Raw genomic sequence first — 17218 nt, 5'->3', positions numbered from 1 at the left:
CCCCCTGCCGGCGCTCGCCCTCCCCGAAGGCGGCACGGGCGTACCCGCTAAGCTGCGGACTCCCCGCGGGGGAAGTCCGGTCGAAATCCGGCGCTGACCCGCAACGGTAGGCGGAGCCATCGGTTCCGCGAGCCCGATCACCCGTGGGGGAGAAGGCTCCTGACAATTCGCCGTGGACTGCGAAGGGCGCTGCGCGGGGCGCCCGTCGTCCGGGGCCGCTCCTCCTCGCGCAGACGTACGGCCCGAGGTGAAAGCGACCGACCCGTGGCCACGTCGCTCGACCGCGTACCCTCCAAGCCGTCCCGCCCGGCCCCCGTAGGCGCCGGATCGGCGCCGCCCCGCCGCGTACCCCTGCCGCTCCTGCTGACCGGTCTCTGTCTGGCTCTTCCCCTCTCGCTCGTCTGTGGAGCGGGCCTCGGAGCTTCGGGGCTCTCCTGGGCGGAAGTGCTGCGCTACCTCTGGGCGGGACTGACCGGCGCGGCCATCGGACCCGACGAGGTCCCGGCCTACACCATCGTCTGGGAACTGCGCCTGCCACGAGCGGTTCTGGCCGCCGTCGTGGGAGCCGGTCTTTCGGCCATCGGCGTCGCCGTCCAGGCCATGGTGCGCAACGCGCTCGCCGACCCGTTCGTGCTAGGCATCTCCTCGGGCGCGGCGGTCGGCGCCAACGCCGTCCTCATCTTCGGGGCCCTGGGCGCGCTCGGCATCTGGGCCCTGTCCACGGCGGCATTCCTCTCCGCGCTCCTCGCCATGCTGCTCGTGTACGCGGTCGCCCGCACCGAACGCGGCCTGACGCCGCTCCGGCTCGTGCTGACGGGGACCGCGATGTACTACGGCTTCTCGGCCGTCACCACGTTCATGGTGTTCGCGGCCGAGCGCGGGGAAGCGGCCCGCTCCGCGATGATGTGGCTGCTCGGCAGCCTCAGCGGCGCCAACTGGGCCGCCGTGCCGATCGCCGCCGGAGCGGTGCTCGCCGGACTCGCGCACCTCGGCTGGTCGGCCCGGCGCCTGAACGCCCTCGCCATGGGCGACGAGACCGCCGCCGCGCTCGGCGTCGACGCCGGGAGACTGCGCAAAGAACTCTTCCTGGTCTCCGCCGCCGTCACCGGGGCGGTCGTCGCGGTGAGCGGAGCGATCGGCTTCGTCGGCCTGATGGTCCCGCACGCCGTTCGCATGCTGGTCGGCGCCGACCACCGCCGGCTCCTGGCCGCCGCTCCTCTCGCGGGAGCCGTCCTGCTGATCTGGGTGGACATCCTCTCGCGCGTGGTGCTGGCACCGGCCGAACTCCCGGTCGGCGTCCTCACCGCGGTCATCGGTGTTCCCTGCTTTCTCCTCCTCATGCGCCGGCGCGCCTACTCCTTCGGAGGCATCTGATGCGGATCGACATCGACGCGCTCACCGTCGAGATCGCCGGCGCACGGCTGGTGGACCAGGTCACCCTCGGCGCGGCCGACGGGCAGCTCGTCGGGCTGGTCGGCCCCAACGGCAGCGGGAAGTCCACCCTGCTGCGCTGCGTCTACCGGGCCCTGCGCCCCTCGGCCGGCGCGGTCAGGATCGGCGGTGAGGACCTCCACGCCCTGAGCGTCAGGGAAGGCGCCCGCCGGCTGGCCGCGCTTCCGCAGGACGCGGTCGCCGAGTTCGACTTCACCGTGGCCGAGATCGTCGCCATGGGGCGGCTGCCGCACCAGGGTCCGGTGGCCCGGACGACCGACGAGGACCGCCGGCTCTGCGCCGACGCACTCGAAGGCGTCGGCGCGGGACACCTCGCCGAACGCGGCTTCCTCACTCTCTCCGGCGGCGAGCGGCAACGCGTCCTGATCGCCCGCGCCCTGGCCCAGCAGCCCCGGGTCCTGGTTCTCGACGAGCCCACCAACCACCTGGACATCGCCCATCAGCTGGAGGTCCTCGCCCTGGTCCGGGGCAGCGGCCTGACCGTGCTCACCGCCCTGCACGACCTGAACCTCGCCGCCCTGCACTGCGACCTCGTCCACGTCATCGACGGCGGCCGGATCGTCGCCTCCGGCGCCCCGGGCACCGTCCTGACCACCGAACTGCTGGCCGACGTCTTCGGCGTACGGGCACACCGCGTCGCACACCCCGAGACCGGCGCGCTCCAGCTGCTCTTCGACCTGCCCCCCGCCCGTCCCGCCTCCTGAGGAGCCTCGACCACCATGCCGAACCCCCTGCGCCCCGCAGCACTCGCTCTCGTAGCCGCCCTGACCCTCACCGGCTGCGGAGCGGACGTCACCGACCGGGCCGACAAGAGGGACGACCAGGCCGGCGCCGACCCGCACTACCCGGTGACCGTCGAGAACTGCGGCGAGAAGAAGAGCTACGGCAAGGCCCCGCAGCGCGTCGTGACCAACGACGTCGGCATCACCGAGATCATGTTCGCCCTCGGTCTCGCGGACCACATGGCCGGATATGTGATGCCCGACGACAAGGGCGACATGACGTCCGTCCCCTGGAAGGACGGCTACCGGAAGACCAAGTGGCTCTCCAAGGAGCGGATCAACAAGGAACTCGTCCTCGACGCACGCGCCGACCTGGTCTTCGCCGGCTGGAACTACGGCTTCAACGAGGGGGAGGGGTTCACCCCCGCAGAACTGAAGCGCGTGGGCGTCGACTCGTACCTGCTGAGCGAGTCGTGCCGCAACGGGCAGGGCAAGGCCCGCGGAGTCATGCCGCCGCTCGAAGCGCTCTACACCGACCTGCGGAACCTCGGAAAGATCTTCGACGTCGAGGACCGGGCGGACACCCTCATCACGGCCTTCCGGAAGGAGGTCGCCGACGCGCGGGCGAAGGCGGCCAAGGGCGATGACCGGCTTCGCGTCTTCCTGTACGACGACGGGAAGGACAAGCCGCTGACCTCGGGTGCGTACGCCGGACCGCACGACATCATCACCAAGGCCGGCGGCGACCACATCATGAAGGACCTCAAGGACAGCTGGACGACGGTGGGATGGGAGACGGTGGTCGACCGCGACCCCGAGGTCATCGTCATCAACGACTACGGTGACACCGGCGCCGATCAGAAGCGGAAGTTCCTGAAGTCCTACAAGCCGCTCGCAGGCGTTTCGGCGATCAAGAACGACCGGATCGTCGTCCTCGACTACGTGGACCTGGTCGAGAGCCCGCGCAACCCCGCCGCCGTCAGCTCGCTGGCGGAGAACCTGCGGACGTTCGCCCGGTAGGCCCCGGGCTCGACACGGGACCCGGAACGGCCGAGGAGATCGACGCGAGCCGAGCCCCGGCGAGGCCCCGCCACCTCACCCGGTCCCCGCGGCCTCCGCGTCGTCCTCGACGGGAACGCCCAGCCGGCCGGCCACGGTGGTGAGGGCCGCTCCCAGCGGAAGGGCGACGCGGGTGACGGCATGCCGGTCGCCCCGGGTCGGGTCCCGGTTGACGATCAGCACCGGCGACCCGGCCCGGGCGGCCTCGCGGACGAACCGGAGGCCGGACATCACGGTCAGGGAGGAGCCCAGGACCAGCAGCGCGCTCGCCGCACGGACCAGTTCACGGCAGTGTTCGACCCGCTGCGGGGGCACGGCCTCGCCGAAGAACACCACATCCGGTTTGAGGACGCCGCCACAGACGACGCAGGGCACCACCCGGAAGTCCCCGACCTGCTCGTCCGTGAGATCGGCGTCGCCGTCCGGGTTGATCGCGGCAGCCACCGGCGCGAAGCCCTCGTTCGCCTCCTCCAGCCGGCGGGCGAGTTCGCGCCGTGGGCTGAAGGCGCCGCAGGAAAGGCAGACGACCCGGTCCAGGCGACCGTGGAGGTCCACGACGCCCTCGCTGCCGGCGGCCTGGTGCAGCCCGTCGACGTTCTGGGTGATCACACCCGAGAGCAGACCGTGCCGCCCGAACGCGGCCACGGCCCGGTGCCCGGCGTTGGGCCGGGCCCGGCCGAAGGTGCGCCAGCCCAGATGGCTGCGCGCCCAGTACCGGCGACGCGCCCCGGCGTCGGCGGTGAAGTCCTGGTAGGTCATCGGGGTGTGCCGGCTCAGACTCCCGCCTTCGCCCCGGTAGTCGGGGATGCCGGACTCCGTGGAGATGCCCGCCCCGCTCAGGACCAGGACCCCGCCACCGCCCAGAACCTCGGCGACCGGCTCCAGGTCCGTGGTGCCCGGCGGCAGCTCCTCGGTGGAGGTCCAGCTCAGAGTGGGTCGCATACGCATGCACCCAGGGTACGGAAGCGGCCTCCGGTACCGATGGCGTCGCGCGGTCCTCATGACGTCGCGTGATCACGGGGCGGCGGCCCACGACGGGGGCAGGGTGTGTTTCCGGCCGACTTCTCTTGGCAGGGGCATGATCAAGCTGCTGGGGCGGCATAGGTTCTGCGGCCCCGGGAGGAGCGGCAACCGGCCGGACCCGTACAGCGGTTCGGTCCGCCGTGACCGTCCTCCCACTCCCTCGGCTCCCAGGCGGAGCCGAGCCCCCCATGAGTGAAGGGACAGCAATGCTGACATTCAGATGGCTCAAGGCGGCCGGTGTCGCCGCGGCGATCACCCTGGCCACGGCCACGGCCACGGCGGCGCACGCCGCTCCCGCGCCGGACCCGGCGGCGGAGAGCACGGCGGCGGTGGTGACGCTCCGGTACGACGACAGCCGGGCCGGTGGCTGGGAGGCGGCGATCGCGTCAGGCGTCGCCTCGTGGAACGCCAACGTCGCCAACGTCAAGCTCGTCGAGGCGGCCCCCGGCACACGGGCCGAGATACAGATCGTGGCCACCAGCGGTTGGCCGCAGGCCACACTCGGACCGGTCCGCCCCGGCGGCCGGGCCAGGGTGGAGCTGGGCAGCCAGGCGGTCACCGAGGGCCACGACAAGACCCGTATCGCCGCCCATGAGCTCGGCCACAGTCTGGGCCTGCCGGACACCAAACCCGGCCCCTGCTCCCAGCTGATGTCGGGCTCCAGCGCCGGCGCCGCCTGCACGAACGCCGTCCCGAACGCGGCTGAACGCTCCCGTGTCGAATCCGCCTACGCGGGCGGCCTCGCCTCACGCACCCCGGCCGACGGCCGCATCCTGGTGGACGCCCCGTAAGCCGGTCGCACGACGACGCGCGAGGTTCCGGCCTCGTTCTGAACCCGGTCCCCGGCCGCCCCGGGTCACCCGCCCGTCGTACGGAAGGGGCCGCCGTCGCCGAACGCGAGACGGGCGAAGCGTTCGGCGATGAGCCGGTGGGTGGCGGGATCCGGGTGCAGATCGTCCGGCAACGGCAGTTCGGCGTTGTCGGCCTCTCCGTAGAGTCCGAGCCCGTCGAGGTGGTGCAGATGGGGGTCGGTGGCGGCGCGCTCTGCGACGATCCGGGCCAGCTCGTCCCGGATGACGGTGAGGGTGAGCTTCCCGGCGGCGGTCTCCGCAGGGTCACCAGTGGCCTTGAACCGCAGCCGCCCTTCGCTCATCGCGCTGTAGTCCGGGGCGGAGGGGCCGGGTGTGGTCTCGTGGATGGGGCAGCAGACCGGCGAGACGACCAGCAGCGGGGCGGTGGGGTGCCCTTCGCGGATGGTGTCGAGGAAGCCGTGGACGGCCGGGCCGAACGCGCGCAGCCGCATCAGGTCCGCGTTGACGACATTGATGCCGATCTTGACGCTGATCAGGTCGGCCGGGGTGTCGCGCAGGGTGCGGGCGGTGAAGGGGTCGAGCAGCGCACTGCCCCCGAACCCCAGGTTGATCAGCTCGGCCCCGCCGAGCGCGGCGGCCAGGGCGGGCCAGGTGCCGGTCGGGGTGGTGGCGTTGGACCCGTGGCTGATGGAGCTGCCGTGGTGCAGCCAGACCGGCCGGCCGCTGGGCCTGGGCTCGTGGACGGGCGCGTCGGTGCGCAGGGCGACCAGTTGCGTGGTCTCGTCGTGGGGCAGCCAGATCTCGACCTCCTTCTCGGCGTCCGGCAGACCGGTGAACCGCAGCGTCTCCACGGGGCCGGTCCGGAACTGTGTGGCCATCGTGGCCAGATCGATGGTGAGCGTGTCGCCGTCGGCGGTACTGGCCCGGGCCGCCGGGCGACCGTCCACGAGGAGCTCATACACCCCGTCGGGGCGCGGCGGCGCGCCGGTGTAGACCCGCTTGGTGGCCACCACGTCCAGCTCGACAGCGGTGGCCCGGGTGCGGAACGCCAGCCGGACCCCGGAGGGCTGCGACTCGGCCATCGCCAGTTGGCCGTCGGGGATCTGCAGCCGTGCGCGGGCGGGCAACCGGTGCGGCAGCACGCCGCGTTCGGTCTGCTCCAGGTCCAGCGCGCCACGCAGGATGCCGCGGGTGACGGGGGTCGTCGTCCAGTCCTGCCGGGCCTGGTGCCGGGCGTCGTGCCGGGTGGTCATGTTCTCGTTCTCCTCATCCGTCGAGGGTGCTGGTCGGGGACCTGGTCGAGGCGCTGGCCGAAGGTCTGGAGGCGGTCAGGACCGGGCGGGCCAGTTGCGCAGCAGGGCGTCGAGTGCGTCGAGGATCTCGGTCCAGCTCTCCTCGGAGCCGGGGGAGCTGTGCCTGAAGGCGCCGGCCGTCTCCAGCTCGACGAAGCCGTTGAAGACGCTGCCCAGGAGCCGGACCGCGTGGGTCTCCTGGAGCTCGGTCAGGGCGTAGCCGCGCAGCACCGCCCGTGTCATCCGCGAGTGCCGCATGCCCGCGCTCGCCGCCGCCGCGTCCGGATCGAGCCGGAACCGGGCCGCGGTGAAGCGCCCCGGGTGCTGGAGGGCGTAGTCGCGGTAGGCGTCGGCGAAGGCGCTGAGCGCGTCCTTGCCGGCCCGCCCGGCGATGGCGGCCGACGCCCGGTCGGCGAGCTCCTCCAGAGCGAGCAGCGCGATCTTCGTCTTGAGGTCGTGGGCGTTCTTGACGTGTGAGTAGAGGCTCGCCGTCCTGATGCCCAGCTTCCGGGCGAGCTCCGAAGGGGTCACGTGCTCGAAGCCGATCTCGTCCGCCAGCTCGGCCCCCGCCCGCACCACCCGCTCCGCGGTCAGTCCTGCTCGTGCCATGCCATCCTCCGAACGCTTCCCCGAGATCGCCTAACCAAATATAGATTTGCCTAACACTATTAGGCAAATTAGCGTGGGTCGCATGGAACCGCTGACCGAGCAAGAGATCCGTACCGCATTCGTGAACTGCACCAAGGGCGAGGCCAAGCGCCTGTCCGTTCCGCGCGACCTTGCCGACCGCCCCTGGGGCGACCTGGACTTCCTGGGCTGGCGCGACCCCCAGGCCCCTGACCGGGCCTACCTCGTGATCCCGTCCGACCAGGGCCCCGTCGGGGTCCAGCTGCGCTCCTCCGACGCCGGCTCCTGGCAGACCCGCCGCAGCATGTGCTCGATGTGCGTGACCACCCACACCGGGGGTGTCTCCCTGCTGGTGGCCCGGAGATCCGGGAAGGCGGGCCAGCAGGGCAACTCGGTCGGCGCCTATATGTGCAGCGACCTCGCCTGCTCGCTCTACGTGCGCGGGAAGAAGGACGCGGGGGTCGGGGCGCGGCTCCACGAGTCGCTCACCCTGGAGCAGAAGATCGAGCGGACCATGACGAACCTCGGCGCGTTCATAGCCAAGGTGAGGGCCTGAGGCCTCGGGTGTGAGGCCTCAGGTGTGAGCGGCGCGAGGGGCGGGATCAGGTCGCCGGCGCTTCCCTGTCCCGCAGCCGCTCGGCGAAGGCGCGGGCCCCGGACAGGTCGTCGGCATGGGGCCTGTGCTTGTTGACTCCGCCGAGGAGCCTGAAGGGCGCCCAGGTGTCGAGGGCCCGGCAGGTGAAGCTCCCGTCCACATCGAACCCCCTCTCTTCGAGGCGGCGGACCAGCGGGCGGGTGAACGGGATCACCGGCGCTTCGGGGAGGCCGCTGGTGGTGAACACGAAGGCGCGGACGTTCTGCCGGTCCGGGCGTCGCCCGGTGGGGAGGGCGTTCACGAAGTCGGTGAGGCGCGGGTGGAGTCTCCCGTAGAACACGCCGGAGCCGAAGCCCACGAGATCGGCGGTGGCCACTTCCCCCGGATCGGCCTCTTCGGGGCTGACGACCTTCGCGCCCAGCGGCTGGGCCATGGTGTCGGCGATGTGAAGGGTGTTGCCGTGCGACACGGAGACGCACACGGTGACGGCCTTCATGGCGAAGTTCCCCTCTCCGGCTTCCGCGGCGCTGCTGCGGTGCGCGCGGTGCTTGCGGTCCTGGTTGTCCATGCGGTGCTTCCGAAGTGAAGACAGCGCAGCGCCACGGATATGACACCGCGCCCGTGTTACGTGGGCCACATGCGTGACACCCGCCCGCGGGGCGTATCCGCCGACCCCGGACGGCATGATTCCGGACGTCGTCGTGAACAGTTTCGGCCGTCTGCGCTCCGGTGATCCGCCCGGCGCCGGTCCGTCGCACCCGTGGGACCTGAGCGGATACGGCACGGCTCGGGCGGGTGCGAAAGGCATCGGCCAGATCGGCCGTCCCGAGAACTGGCCGGTCCGCCCATCGACCACATAGGTGCCTAAGGCATCCAATTGGTGTGCGGTGCGGAGCGACCCGCTCCGCACCCATCACCGAGCTCTGCGAGGCGACCGCTCCATGACGGAATCCACGACGGAACCGGCCCGCCAGGACCCTGCCCCCACCTGCCCCGTCACCCGACCGATCACCGCGACCCCGCCCACCGCCACACCGTTCCCGCAGGACCGCGACTGCCCCTACCACCCGCCCACCGGTTACGCACCGCTGCGCGAGGACCGGCCGCTGAGCCGGGTCACCCTCTACGACGGACGCCCGGTCTGGGCGGTCACCGGACACGCCCTGGCCCGACGACTGCTGGCGGATCCACGGCTGTCCACCGACCGCACCCACCCCGCCTTTCCCGTACCGGCCGAGCGGTTCGCCAACGCACGGCAACGGCGCGTGGCACTGCTCGGCGTCGACGACCCCGAGCACAACGCCCAGCGCAGAATGCTCATCCCGAGCTTCTCCGTGAAGCGGATCGCCGCGCTGCGCCCGAGCATCCAGGAGACCGTGGACCGGCGACTGGACGCGATGGAACGGCAGGGGCCGCCGGCCGAGCTGGTGGCCGACTTCGCGCTGCCGGTGCCCTCGATGGTGATCTGCGCGCTCCTCGGGGTGCCGTACGCCGACCACGAGTTCTTCGAAGGGTGCTCGCGGCGGCTCCTGCGCGGCCCGGGCGCGGCCGATGTCGACAGCGCCCGGGCCGAACTGGAGGAGTACCTGGGCGCCCTGATCGACCGCAAGCGGACGCAACCGGGGGACGGGCTGCTGGACGAGCTGATCCACCGCGACGGCCCGAACGGCCCCGTCGACCGCCAGGAACTCGTCTCGTTCGCCTTGATCCTGCTCATCGCGGGGCACGAGACGACGGCGAACATGATCTCGCTCGGTACGTTCACGCTGCTGGGACACCCCGGACAGCTGGCGGCCCTGCGCGCCGGAGAGACGACGACGTCCGTGGTGGTCGAGGAACTGCTGCGGTTCCTGTCCATCGCCGACGGGCTCCAGCGGCTGGCGGCCGAGGACATCGAGGTGGCCGGGACGACGATCCGCAAGGGCGAGGGCGTGATGTTCTCGACCTCGCTCATCAACCGCGACACCGAGGTCTTCGCCGATCCGGACATGCTCGACTGGGACCGGTCGGCCCGCCACCATCTCGCCTTCGGCTTCGGCGTCCACCAGTGCCTGGGCCAGAACCTGGCACGTACCGAGCTCGACATCGCGCTGCGCACACTCTTCGAACGGCTGCCGGATCTCAGGCTCGCCGTGCCCGCGCACGAGATCGAGCACAAACCCGGGGACACGGTCCAGGGCCTGCTGGAACTCCCGGTGGAGTGGTGAGCGGCATGGGTGTCCGGGTCGACAGGGAACGCTGCGTGGGAGCCGGCATGTGCGCGTTGACCGCTCCGGACGTGTTCACGCAGGACGACGACGGGTTCAGTGAGATGCTTCCCGGCCGCCCGGCGGCGACGGGCGACCACCCGCTGGTACGGGAAGCCGTACGGGCCTGCCCGGTGGGGGCGGTGGCCCTGACCGACGACTGACGGACCCGGGGCCCGGTCGCGGCGACCGGGCGCCGCGCCGAGGCCCCGGCCCGCCCGGTGGGGCGCAACACGGTTGCGTCCCACCGGGTTTCCGCGGCTACGCGGCGGGGGTCGGGTCGACCGTGACCCAGCCCTTGTCGTCACCGGGCTCGGGGTCGTGCGGGAAGCCCGTGCCGGCGATCACCGGCTGCAGGGCGACGCGGCCCTTGGTGTCGGGAACGACACTGTCGACACGCAGGTCGTGCCCCCGGAACTGGTTGGACGGTCAAGAAAGCCGCAGGGTTGTCCGGGTGGTGAGGCGATCCGTGCCTGCCCGCCGACGGCCCGTCAGACGGTCGGCACCGCACGGCCGGTCAGACGGCCCGCACTGCACGCCCCGTCAGACGGCGGCGCGCACCGGCCCCGGGCGGCCGGGTCCTGCACCGCGCCGGCCGGGCGGGGACCGCACTCATGTACGCTGCGGGCCCCGCCCGTTGCCCGTCCGGATCAGAGGCCGAACTCCTGCGGGGACACCCCGAGTGCCACACAGGCCTCCCGCAGTACCTGCGCCTCCGCCGGGGCGATGTACCCGTCCGCACCGGCGATCACGAAGCCGGTCTGGACGACCGCCTTGGCCTCCACGGGCTTCTTCGCCGCCTTGGCGATCTCCTGCATCGCCTCGGCCTTGCCCTGCGGGAAGTTGACCGTCATCTGGTCGACGTGCTTGTTGAACCTCTGCCTCAACTGCTCGGGCGGGAAGTTCTGCAGGACGTCGTTCTGAACGATCAGCGACTCCACATGGTGCCGCTCGGCCGGGTCGACGGACCCGTCGGCGGCGGCGACCAGAGCGCACATCGCCATGCTGGCGTCCCGGTAGGCCCCGCTCTTGAGCTCCGTCTTGAGAGAGCCGAGCTGGGACTTGAGCAGCCCGACCAGCTTCTCCTTCGAACCCCCGGAAGCCCCCGTACCCGACTGCCGCCCGCCGGCGGCGGGGCCGCGAGCGCCCTGCGACTGCTGCTGCAGGCCCTTGGCCTGGTCCTTGATGCGGTCCCACATAGCCATTCGTGCCACCTAGTCGATCGGTTCGATGTCCCGCGCGATGTGCGCGGCCAGTTGCAGCGACTCCTCGCGGACCGCTTCCGGCGGCCCGCGAAGGGTGATCGGCGGGCCGCCCGTGGCAAGGAGCTCAGGACGGTTCACCGAGCCGTTCACACGAGGTCCTGTTGCCGATCAGCTCGACGGGCACGCACCCTGCGAACGACCGCGACCGCCAGCGCGGCGACGACCAGCACCAGGACGGCCTTCGAGAGCACGCCGACGTAACGCTCCACGAGATCCCACTGGTCACCCAGCAGATATCCGGCCATGACGAGGATGAAGTTCCACAGGAAGCTGCCGAGGGCGGTGAGGAGCACGAAGGTCGGCAGGGGCATCCGCTCGAGTCCTGCCGGGACACTGATCAGGCTCCGAAAGATCGGAATCATCCGGCCGAAGAAGATGGCCTTCATGCCGTGCTTGACGAACCAGTCCTCCGTCTTCTTCAAGTCGGACACCTTCACCAGGGGGATCCGCTCCCACAGGGCGTACATGCGGTCCCGGCCGAAGAGCGCACCGATCTGGTAGAGCGCGACAGCCCCCACCACCGACCCCAGCGTGGTCCAGAACAGGGCGGAGTACAGGCTGATCACGCCCTGTCCCGCGGCGAATCCGGTCAGCGGCAGAATGACTTCGCTCGGCAACGGAGGAAAGAGATTCTCCAGGGCGATGGCGAGCCCGGCCCCGGGACCACCCAGGGTGTCGACGAGGCCGGTCGCCCACCCTGCGATGCCGCCGGACGGCTCCGAGGCGAGGGGGAATTGATGCATGTGGGGTTGCTCCAGGACTGAGTAGGGTTGCTGAGGAGGGCGACGGCTGAACGGTTTCCCGAAGGGGCGTATTTCTGGATTTCCGGTTCAGCCCCGGGATGGTGCGAAGTGCGATGCGGCGCGCGTTTCGAGGAATGCCGAAGAACGAACCGTCGAACGATGTCAGGCGATTCGGGGCCCGCAGGGCTGCCGCAGGAGAAGCAGGAGGTGAAAGAACGACAGGAGCTTCAGCAGCTCCAGGATTTCCAAGATCTCAGGGATCTGGGATATCCGGGTTCTCCGGAAGGTGAAGCTGTCGGCCGGCTCGCTCAGCAGCGAAGGATCCGGGCACGGTCAGGGCCGCGCGACTCGGAGTGCGAAGCATGCTGCCGGGCCACGCCCGCCGCGCAGTCGTGAAGATCCGGCGAGGTGAGGGGAACGGCCGCCTGAACGGTGGGCGACACCATCGTGTTCCCCGCCTTGTGGCGGTGCTGGAGCGTGACGTCACCGTCCAGGCCCTCCAGCGGAGTGCTCTGCCCCGACGCATCGAATACGGAAACGGCCTGAGAATGAGCCGCCGTGTCGACGGCCCCCGGAGTCGGGGCAGGGGCACCGAAAGCGAACGCGGATACGATCAGGAGCACGGCGATACCGGCGCAGAAGGCCAGCATCTCCTTGCAGCGCATTCCTACGCTCCCTGTCCCGTGGATTCCGCTCGTCCGAGCGAAGCGCCAAAGCGGCTCGGTGAATGGCCGCCGCAGGGCTGCACTCTAACAGCCCTGGATGAAGGGAACCTGAAGCTCATTCAGCCGTCCGGGCCGTCGCCGGCAGCTCAGGCTCGCTCGCTAGGAACCGCTCAGTGGCGATGCCCATGTGGAGTCGTGCCGAGGTCTGCCCATCAGGTGCGTGAGCAGGCTCTCCGCCGTGCCCGGGGCGGTCTCGTGCGGGGCGCCCGCCGCGATCAGAGCGGCGCTGAGCCTTGCCGGTGCTGTCCGCGGCGCGTCCAGTTCGTCGAGAAGGGGGAGGAGGAGCAGGAGACGGGCGGCGGGGTCCTGGGCACCGTCGGCCTCGGGGTCGGGGCTGTCGGCGATGCGGACCAGCTCGTGCCAGGGCAGTCCGGTCCCCGAGAACCCTCCGTCCCCGCCGGTGATCCGCCGCGCGCGGGTCCGGTCCGGGTGGGTGAGGAGGTAATCGATGCCGTAGTCGCCCACCAGGTTGCGGTAGACCACCACGACTCCGGTGCCGTCCGCGGCCGGTACCCGGAACACCGGCCAGCGCTCGGGATCGAACAGGATCTCGGTGAGGGCATCCGTATCCGCGCCGTCGTCGCCGAACCACTCCGGAACAGCACGCTCGGCCCCTGCCCCGGCACCGCCCATCGCCATGAGGTGGTTCGACCAGAAGCCCGGTCGAGCCAGCAACGGCTCCCCGGCGACCAGCGGGCCCTCTTCGTATCCGTTGATCAACACTCCACCTCGTTGCGGCTCATCGCGGTGACCTGACCGCCCGTCGGGCGCTGCATCCGTCGTTTTCGGGGGCGCCCGATCGTACGAAGAACCTCTCCGGGTCCGGCTACCGGGGGTGCCCGGAAACGAGTCGCGGCGAGCCTCGGCCGCGCGGACGACCGCCGATGCAGGATGGCCGGGGGCGGCCCAGGACCGCCCCCGTACCGTTCTGCCGCGTGGAGAGGCCCCGGCCATGAAACAGCTCGACGAACCACCGATCCCTTCGGCCGGCGGCCCAGGACCGCGCCCGAGCCATCCGAAGCACCCGAACAGGCGGCCCCGATCCGGCGTCGTGACGGTGGCGGCGTGACCGCCCCTCCGCCCGAGGGCACGCCGGGCGGCGGCCGTTACGGCGAGGCGTACTTCCGCCCCGATCGGGCGGGCGAGGCAGAGCGCATCGACTTCGGGGCTCTCGCCTACGACGACCTGACCATGGCCCGGCTACTGGCGCTCGGAGCCGGTCCGGGATGGCACTGTCTCGACATCGGCGCCGGGACGGGCACCGTGTCCCACCGGCTGCTGGGCGAGGCCGGGGTGGGAAGCGTGCTCGCCGTCGACCGCGACGTACGGTTCCTGAACGCGCGCCCCGCACCCGGCCTGGAGGTGCTGGAGGCCGACATCACCGCCCCCGGCTTCGCCCCCGGCCGCTTCGACCTCATCCACGCCCGCTTCGTGCTGATGCACCTGCCGGAGCGGGACCGCCTGATCGGCAAGCTGGCCGAACTCCTCGTGCCCGGCGGCGTCCTGGTGCTCAGCGACGCGGTCGACCTCACGAGCGACCGGCCGCCGACGACCCCGTACGCCACGGCGATGCGGGCGATGTGGCAAGGACTTCGGACCACCATCGGGACCGACGTCTCCCAGGTCCCGTCGTATCCGCACCTTCTGCGCGGGGCCGGGCTCGAACCCGTCGCCGCCGAGATCCACGTACCACCGCTGCTGCCCGGCAGCCCCATCAGCCGCTTCTGGGCCGACACCTGGCAGCGCAGCAGAGAAGCGATGCTCGCCACCGGCCTGGTCGACGACGCGGCTGTCGACGAGGCGGTGCACCACCTCGAGAGCACCGCGTGCGCCGCGCTGTCGGCCGGCATGCTGACGGCCTGGGGACACCGGCCGGCCTGACGACCACGCCGTCGTCCCCGCGCCCGACAGGCTCCGGTCCGGGTGAGCGGGTCGAGACGGAGAGCGAGACGCCTCCCGGGACGGCCGGCCGTGGTCGCGGGCCAGGCGCTGGTGGCGGCGGGCCGGACGACCGACGGGGAGCGGCGCCGGTCCGGCATGCGGGTCCCGCTGACGCTTACTCCGTCACGTCCACGGCACGCCGAGTTCCGAGAGCGCGGCGCGCTGTTCCTCGGCGAGCCTGTCCCGGCGGCTCCTGGTGTTGGACATCCACACCCCCAGCCGCACCTTCACCGGGCCGGGTTCGTCCTCCACCGTGATCTCCTCGGTGTGGGCGCGCGGGACACGGTGGTGACCTTCGCGGGCGGTGTACTGGGCGAGAGCCCGTACGCCGCGCTCGAAGGACCCCGTCCTCCCGGCCGCGGGCCGCTCCGGTTCGGCCGGCGGGCGCAGGCCGAGCCGTTCCAGGCGTTCGCGCTGCTCGGGCATCAGGGCCTGCCAGACGGACGGTTCGCGCTGTCGGTGGGCCCAGGACCCGACGTCGAGTCCGTGGACGGTGACGCCGGGCAGGATCGCGCTGGGGGCGTGCTCCTCGGTGAGCAGCAGGCGGGCGGCGGCGTAGTGCCGCTGCCAGTCGACCGGCCACCGCGGATTCCAGTCCGGGTCGATCGCCGCCAGGGCTTGACGACGGTGTGCCGCCCGCTCCTCGTTCCCGCCGAGGCCGCCGGGCCTGCGGAGGTTGGCGAGCCACTGGCCGACCGCCACACCGTCCGTCACGGCGTCCTTCGGAGCGGCTAGCGTGGCGTGCTTCGCGTGGTAGGCGCGGGCGGCCGCGAGCTTCTTCCAGAAGGCGGCGTCCGCGACGGACCAGATCATGCCGAGTCCGTCGAGAAGTTCGGCCCGCCACGGCTTGAGGGTCCCGAGCCGGAACGCCCTCCTCTGCTCGCTGACCCAGGAACCGAGCGGAAGGGCGCCCTCGCCGCCGTCGAGGGGGACGACGGTGCCCACGGGAACGCGGGCGTTTCCGTGCTCCTGGGCCCAGGCGTACAGGGCGTCGTAGCCGGTGAGCCAGACCTCGGAGTCCGGCTGCAGGACGCGGGTACGCAGGAACGCGGCGATGACGCCGGGGTCATGGGGCTGGGAGAACCGGAGCAGGGGCACCCCCGCGTCGCTGCTCGCACTCACCCTCGTACGCGCGTCCGCGTTGCCGGCCGGGCCCGCGTCCGGGGTGCCTGACACCGCGTCGTCGTCGGTGTCGTCCTCCTGGACCGGGTCGAGGCCGACCACGGGCAGGGCCTTGCCCCGGGCGGTGGTGGTGCGCAGGGCCATGCGCTCGACGAGCCGTTCGTCATGGGCCCGGAGCCCCTGCAGCACGGCGACCAGAGGGCGGTAGCTCGGCGAGGCCATCATCCGGTCCGGGTCCTCGCCGGGGCGGAGGAACACCGGGACCACCAGCCGGGACACCTTCCCCTGGCCGGGTTCCTGGCGCAGGCCCCGGCCGGTGATCTGCACGATCTCGACGGGGGAGCTGCGGGTATCGGCGAAGACGACCCCGGCCACCCCGCGTCCGCCCCGGATGTCGACCCCCTCACCGAGCACCCGGCAACTGCTCAGGAAGCTCAGGTCGGTCACCCAGCCCTCCGCATCCAGCCCGTCCGCGAACCGGCCCAGCACGGCACGGCGGTGCGCGGCCGGGTGCTCACCGCACAGCCAGTCCGCGCCGATCCGCTTCGGATACGCGACCGGGTCCACCGCGTGGAGTTCGGCGGCGGTCTCCGGGAGGCCGCGGGCGAAGGCCATGGCGTCCAGGGTGCGGGAGTGGAACGTCATGAACGACCGCATCCCCGTGGTGTCCGCATGCTTCAGCAGCGCCGCCTGCAGCGCGGCGAGCCGTCGACCCCGTCGTTCCTCCGAGGACGCGTCCGGCCCGGGCGGTGCGGGGTCGCGGATCTCCAGTACGTCGATCTCGAACCGCGCCAGGACCCCGCGCTCGACACTCTCCATCAGCCCGAACTCGTACAGCACCGGGCCGTAGAGCTCTTCGTCGTCCATCGACGCCACCAGCCCGCCGCCGGGCACGTCCGTCGCGGTGCCGGCGCCCGGAGACGCCTCCCACAGGCGTGGGGTGGCCGTCATGTACAGCCGTCGCGCGGCGGGGATCCGCTTCTGGTCGTGGACGGCCGCCCACGCCTTCCCGGGATCGCCGGAGGTCCGGTGGGCCTCGTCGACGACCAGGAGGTCGAAGGCGCCCATGCGCTGTCCGTACGAGCCGAGCAGGGCACGCTCCAGCACACCCGGGGCCGCGCCGGCCTCGTCCTGGCCGCCCCGGTCGCCCTGGTCGTCCTCCAGCCCCTGGGGCGACAGGCTCGCGTACGTTGCGAACACCAGCATCGGCCCGCTGCCGGCCCACAGCGCCAACTGCGTGGGGTTCGTCGTGCACCGGACATCGAGAGCTTCGAGCAGCGGGTCGGAACCCAGACCGCACACCGCGACCGCCGGGCCGTCGTGCCCCACGGCACGCCAGGACTCGACCGTCTGCGTCAGCAGGTCCAGCGTCGGCACCAGGACACCGACCAGGCCGCGCGGGACCAACCGCCGGGCTGCCACCGCCGCCATGATGGTCTTGCCCGTGCCGGTCGCCATCCGGACCTGCCCGCGTCGGCCCCGAGCGGCCATCCAAACGTCCGCGGGCGACGCGGTGGGGGAAAGGCCCTCGACAACGGCATCGACGGCCTCCGCCTGATGCGGGCGAAGGCTGATCCCCTGCACACTCACCACT

Annotated in this window: 17 protein-coding genes; 8 read left to right on the top strand and 9 right to left on the bottom strand. The window is 71.7% G+C overall.

Translation table 11 applies throughout. The features are described from left to right. Nucleotides 1-264: 264 nt before the first annotated feature. From AC0VY3_RS18280 to AC0VY3_RS18270, 3 genes are read left to right on the top strand one after another with little or no spacing between them, the layout of a single operon-like run. A complete protein-coding gene (locus tag AC0VY3_RS18280; RefSeq protein WP_103508775.1) occupies nucleotides 265-1374 on the top strand; it encodes a FecCD family ABC transporter permease in 1110 nt (369 codons plus the stop codon). After that, on the top strand, nucleotides 1374-2156 hold the full coding sequence (locus AC0VY3_RS18275; RefSeq protein ID WP_475550048.1) for an ABC transporter ATP-binding protein: 783 nt from the start codon (nucleotides 1374-1376) through the stop codon (nucleotides 2154-2156). The genes AC0VY3_RS18280 and AC0VY3_RS18275 overlap by 1 nt, the downstream gene beginning before the upstream one ends. Before the next feature lie 15 nt (nucleotides 2157-2171). Then, nucleotides 2172-3194: an ABC transporter substrate-binding protein gene (locus AC0VY3_RS18270; RefSeq protein ID WP_475550047.1), complete on the top strand. Its 1023-nt coding sequence runs from the start codon at nucleotides 2172-2174 to the stop codon at nucleotides 3192-3194. A gap of 75 nt (nucleotides 3195-3269) precedes the next feature. Here the strand turns inward: AC0VY3_RS18270 and AC0VY3_RS18265 are convergent, their stop codons facing one another. Then, a complete protein-coding gene (locus AC0VY3_RS18265) occupies nucleotides 3270-4175 on the bottom strand; it encodes an NAD-dependent protein deacetylase (protein ID WP_475551700.1) in 906 nt (301 codons plus the stop codon). 287 nt (nucleotides 4176-4462) lie between these two features. Between AC0VY3_RS18265 and AC0VY3_RS18260 the strand changes: the two genes are divergently transcribed. Further along, entirely contained in the window at nucleotides 4463-5047 is a 585-nt protein-coding gene (locus AC0VY3_RS18260; protein ID WP_103508778.1) for a snapalysin family zinc-dependent metalloprotease, read from the top strand. A gap of 65 nt (nucleotides 5048-5112) precedes the next feature. Here the strand turns inward: AC0VY3_RS18260 and AC0VY3_RS18255 are convergent, their stop codons facing one another. After that, nucleotides 5113-6321 carry a GDSL-type esterase/lipase family protein gene (locus tag AC0VY3_RS18255; protein WP_103508779.1) on the bottom strand — a complete coding sequence of 403 codons (1209 nt, stop codon included), beginning with the start codon at nucleotides 6319-6321 and terminating at the stop codon, nucleotides 5113-5115. 75 nt (nucleotides 6322-6396) lie between these two features. Beyond that, the gene (locus AC0VY3_RS18250; RefSeq protein WP_103508780.1) at nucleotides 6397-6969 is read right to left on the bottom strand and encodes a TetR/AcrR family transcriptional regulator; all 573 of its coding nucleotides are present in this window, start codon (nucleotides 6967-6969) and stop codon (nucleotides 6397-6399) included. Nucleotides 6970-7051: 82 nt separating this feature from the next. Here AC0VY3_RS18250 and AC0VY3_RS18245 point away from each other — a divergent pair, with 82 nt between their 5' ends. Then, nucleotides 7052-7543 (top strand): FBP domain-containing protein, encoded by a 492-nt coding sequence (locus AC0VY3_RS18245; RefSeq protein WP_103508781.1) that lies wholly within the window; start codon nucleotides 7052-7054, stop codon nucleotides 7541-7543. A 46-nt stretch (nucleotides 7544-7589) separates the two neighbouring features. On the opposite strand, the gene AC0VY3_RS18240 is transcribed toward AC0VY3_RS18245, so the two are convergent. Next, nucleotides 7590-8150 (bottom strand): flavodoxin family protein, encoded by a 561-nt coding sequence (locus tag AC0VY3_RS18240; RefSeq protein ID WP_475550046.1) that lies wholly within the window; start codon nucleotides 8148-8150, stop codon nucleotides 7590-7592. Between the two features lie 373 nt (nucleotides 8151-8523). On the opposite strand from AC0VY3_RS18240, the gene AC0VY3_RS18235 reads away from it, so the two are divergent. Together AC0VY3_RS18235 and AC0VY3_RS18230 are read left to right on the top strand one after the other, a co-directional pair. Beyond that, nucleotides 8524-9789: a cytochrome P450 gene (locus AC0VY3_RS18235; protein ID WP_103508782.1), complete on the top strand. Its 1266-nt coding sequence runs from the start codon at nucleotides 8524-8526 to the stop codon at nucleotides 9787-9789. A gap of 5 nt (nucleotides 9790-9794) precedes the next feature. Then, nucleotides 9795-9992 carry a ferredoxin gene (locus AC0VY3_RS18230; protein WP_181010832.1) on the top strand — a complete coding sequence of 66 codons (198 nt, stop codon included), beginning with the start codon at nucleotides 9795-9797 and terminating at the stop codon, nucleotides 9990-9992. A 486-nt stretch (nucleotides 9993-10478) separates the two neighbouring features. Here the strand turns inward: AC0VY3_RS18230 and AC0VY3_RS18225 are convergent, their stop codons facing one another. The 4 genes from AC0VY3_RS18225 to AC0VY3_RS18210 form a co-directional block, all read right to left on the bottom strand. After that, nucleotides 10479-11033, bottom strand: coding sequence for a tellurite resistance TerB family protein (locus AC0VY3_RS18225; protein ID WP_181010833.1), 555 nt, complete (start codon nucleotides 11031-11033; stop codon nucleotides 10479-10481). A gap of 9 nt (nucleotides 11034-11042) precedes the next feature. Next, nucleotides 11043-11183 carry a hypothetical protein gene (locus AC0VY3_RS18220; protein WP_181010834.1) on the bottom strand — a complete coding sequence of 47 codons (141 nt, stop codon included), beginning with the start codon at nucleotides 11181-11183 and terminating at the stop codon, nucleotides 11043-11045. Then, the gene (locus tag AC0VY3_RS18215) at nucleotides 11180-11836 is read right to left on the bottom strand and encodes a DedA family protein (protein WP_103508784.1); all 657 of its coding nucleotides are present in this window, start codon (nucleotides 11834-11836) and stop codon (nucleotides 11180-11182) included. Before AC0VY3_RS18215 ends, AC0VY3_RS18220 begins: the two co-directional genes overlap by 4 nt. Before the next feature lie 824 nt (nucleotides 11837-12660). Next, the gene (locus AC0VY3_RS18210) at nucleotides 12661-13284 is read right to left on the bottom strand and encodes a hypothetical protein (protein WP_103508786.1); all 624 of its coding nucleotides are present in this window, start codon (nucleotides 13282-13284) and stop codon (nucleotides 12661-12663) included. 342 nt (nucleotides 13285-13626) lie between these two features. Here AC0VY3_RS18210 and AC0VY3_RS18205 point away from each other — a divergent pair, with 342 nt between their 5' ends. Continuing rightward, nucleotides 13627-14442 carry a class I SAM-dependent methyltransferase gene (locus AC0VY3_RS18205; RefSeq protein WP_475550045.1) on the top strand — a complete coding sequence of 272 codons (816 nt, stop codon included), beginning with the start codon at nucleotides 13627-13629 and terminating at the stop codon, nucleotides 14440-14442. Between the two features lie 183 nt (nucleotides 14443-14625). Here the strand turns inward: AC0VY3_RS18205 and AC0VY3_RS18200 are convergent, their stop codons facing one another. After that, nucleotides 14626-17208 carry a helicase associated domain-containing protein gene (locus tag AC0VY3_RS18200; RefSeq protein ID WP_475551699.1) on the bottom strand — a complete coding sequence of 861 codons (2583 nt, stop codon included), beginning with the start codon at nucleotides 17206-17208 and terminating at the stop codon, nucleotides 14626-14628. Nucleotides 17209-17218 lie beyond the last annotated feature (10 nt).

This window comes from Streptomyces sp. iso_384 (assembly GCF_056172905.1).
The sequence above is the reverse complement of the archived record's forward strand: the minus strand, read 5'-3'. Positions and strand labels throughout refer to the sequence as shown.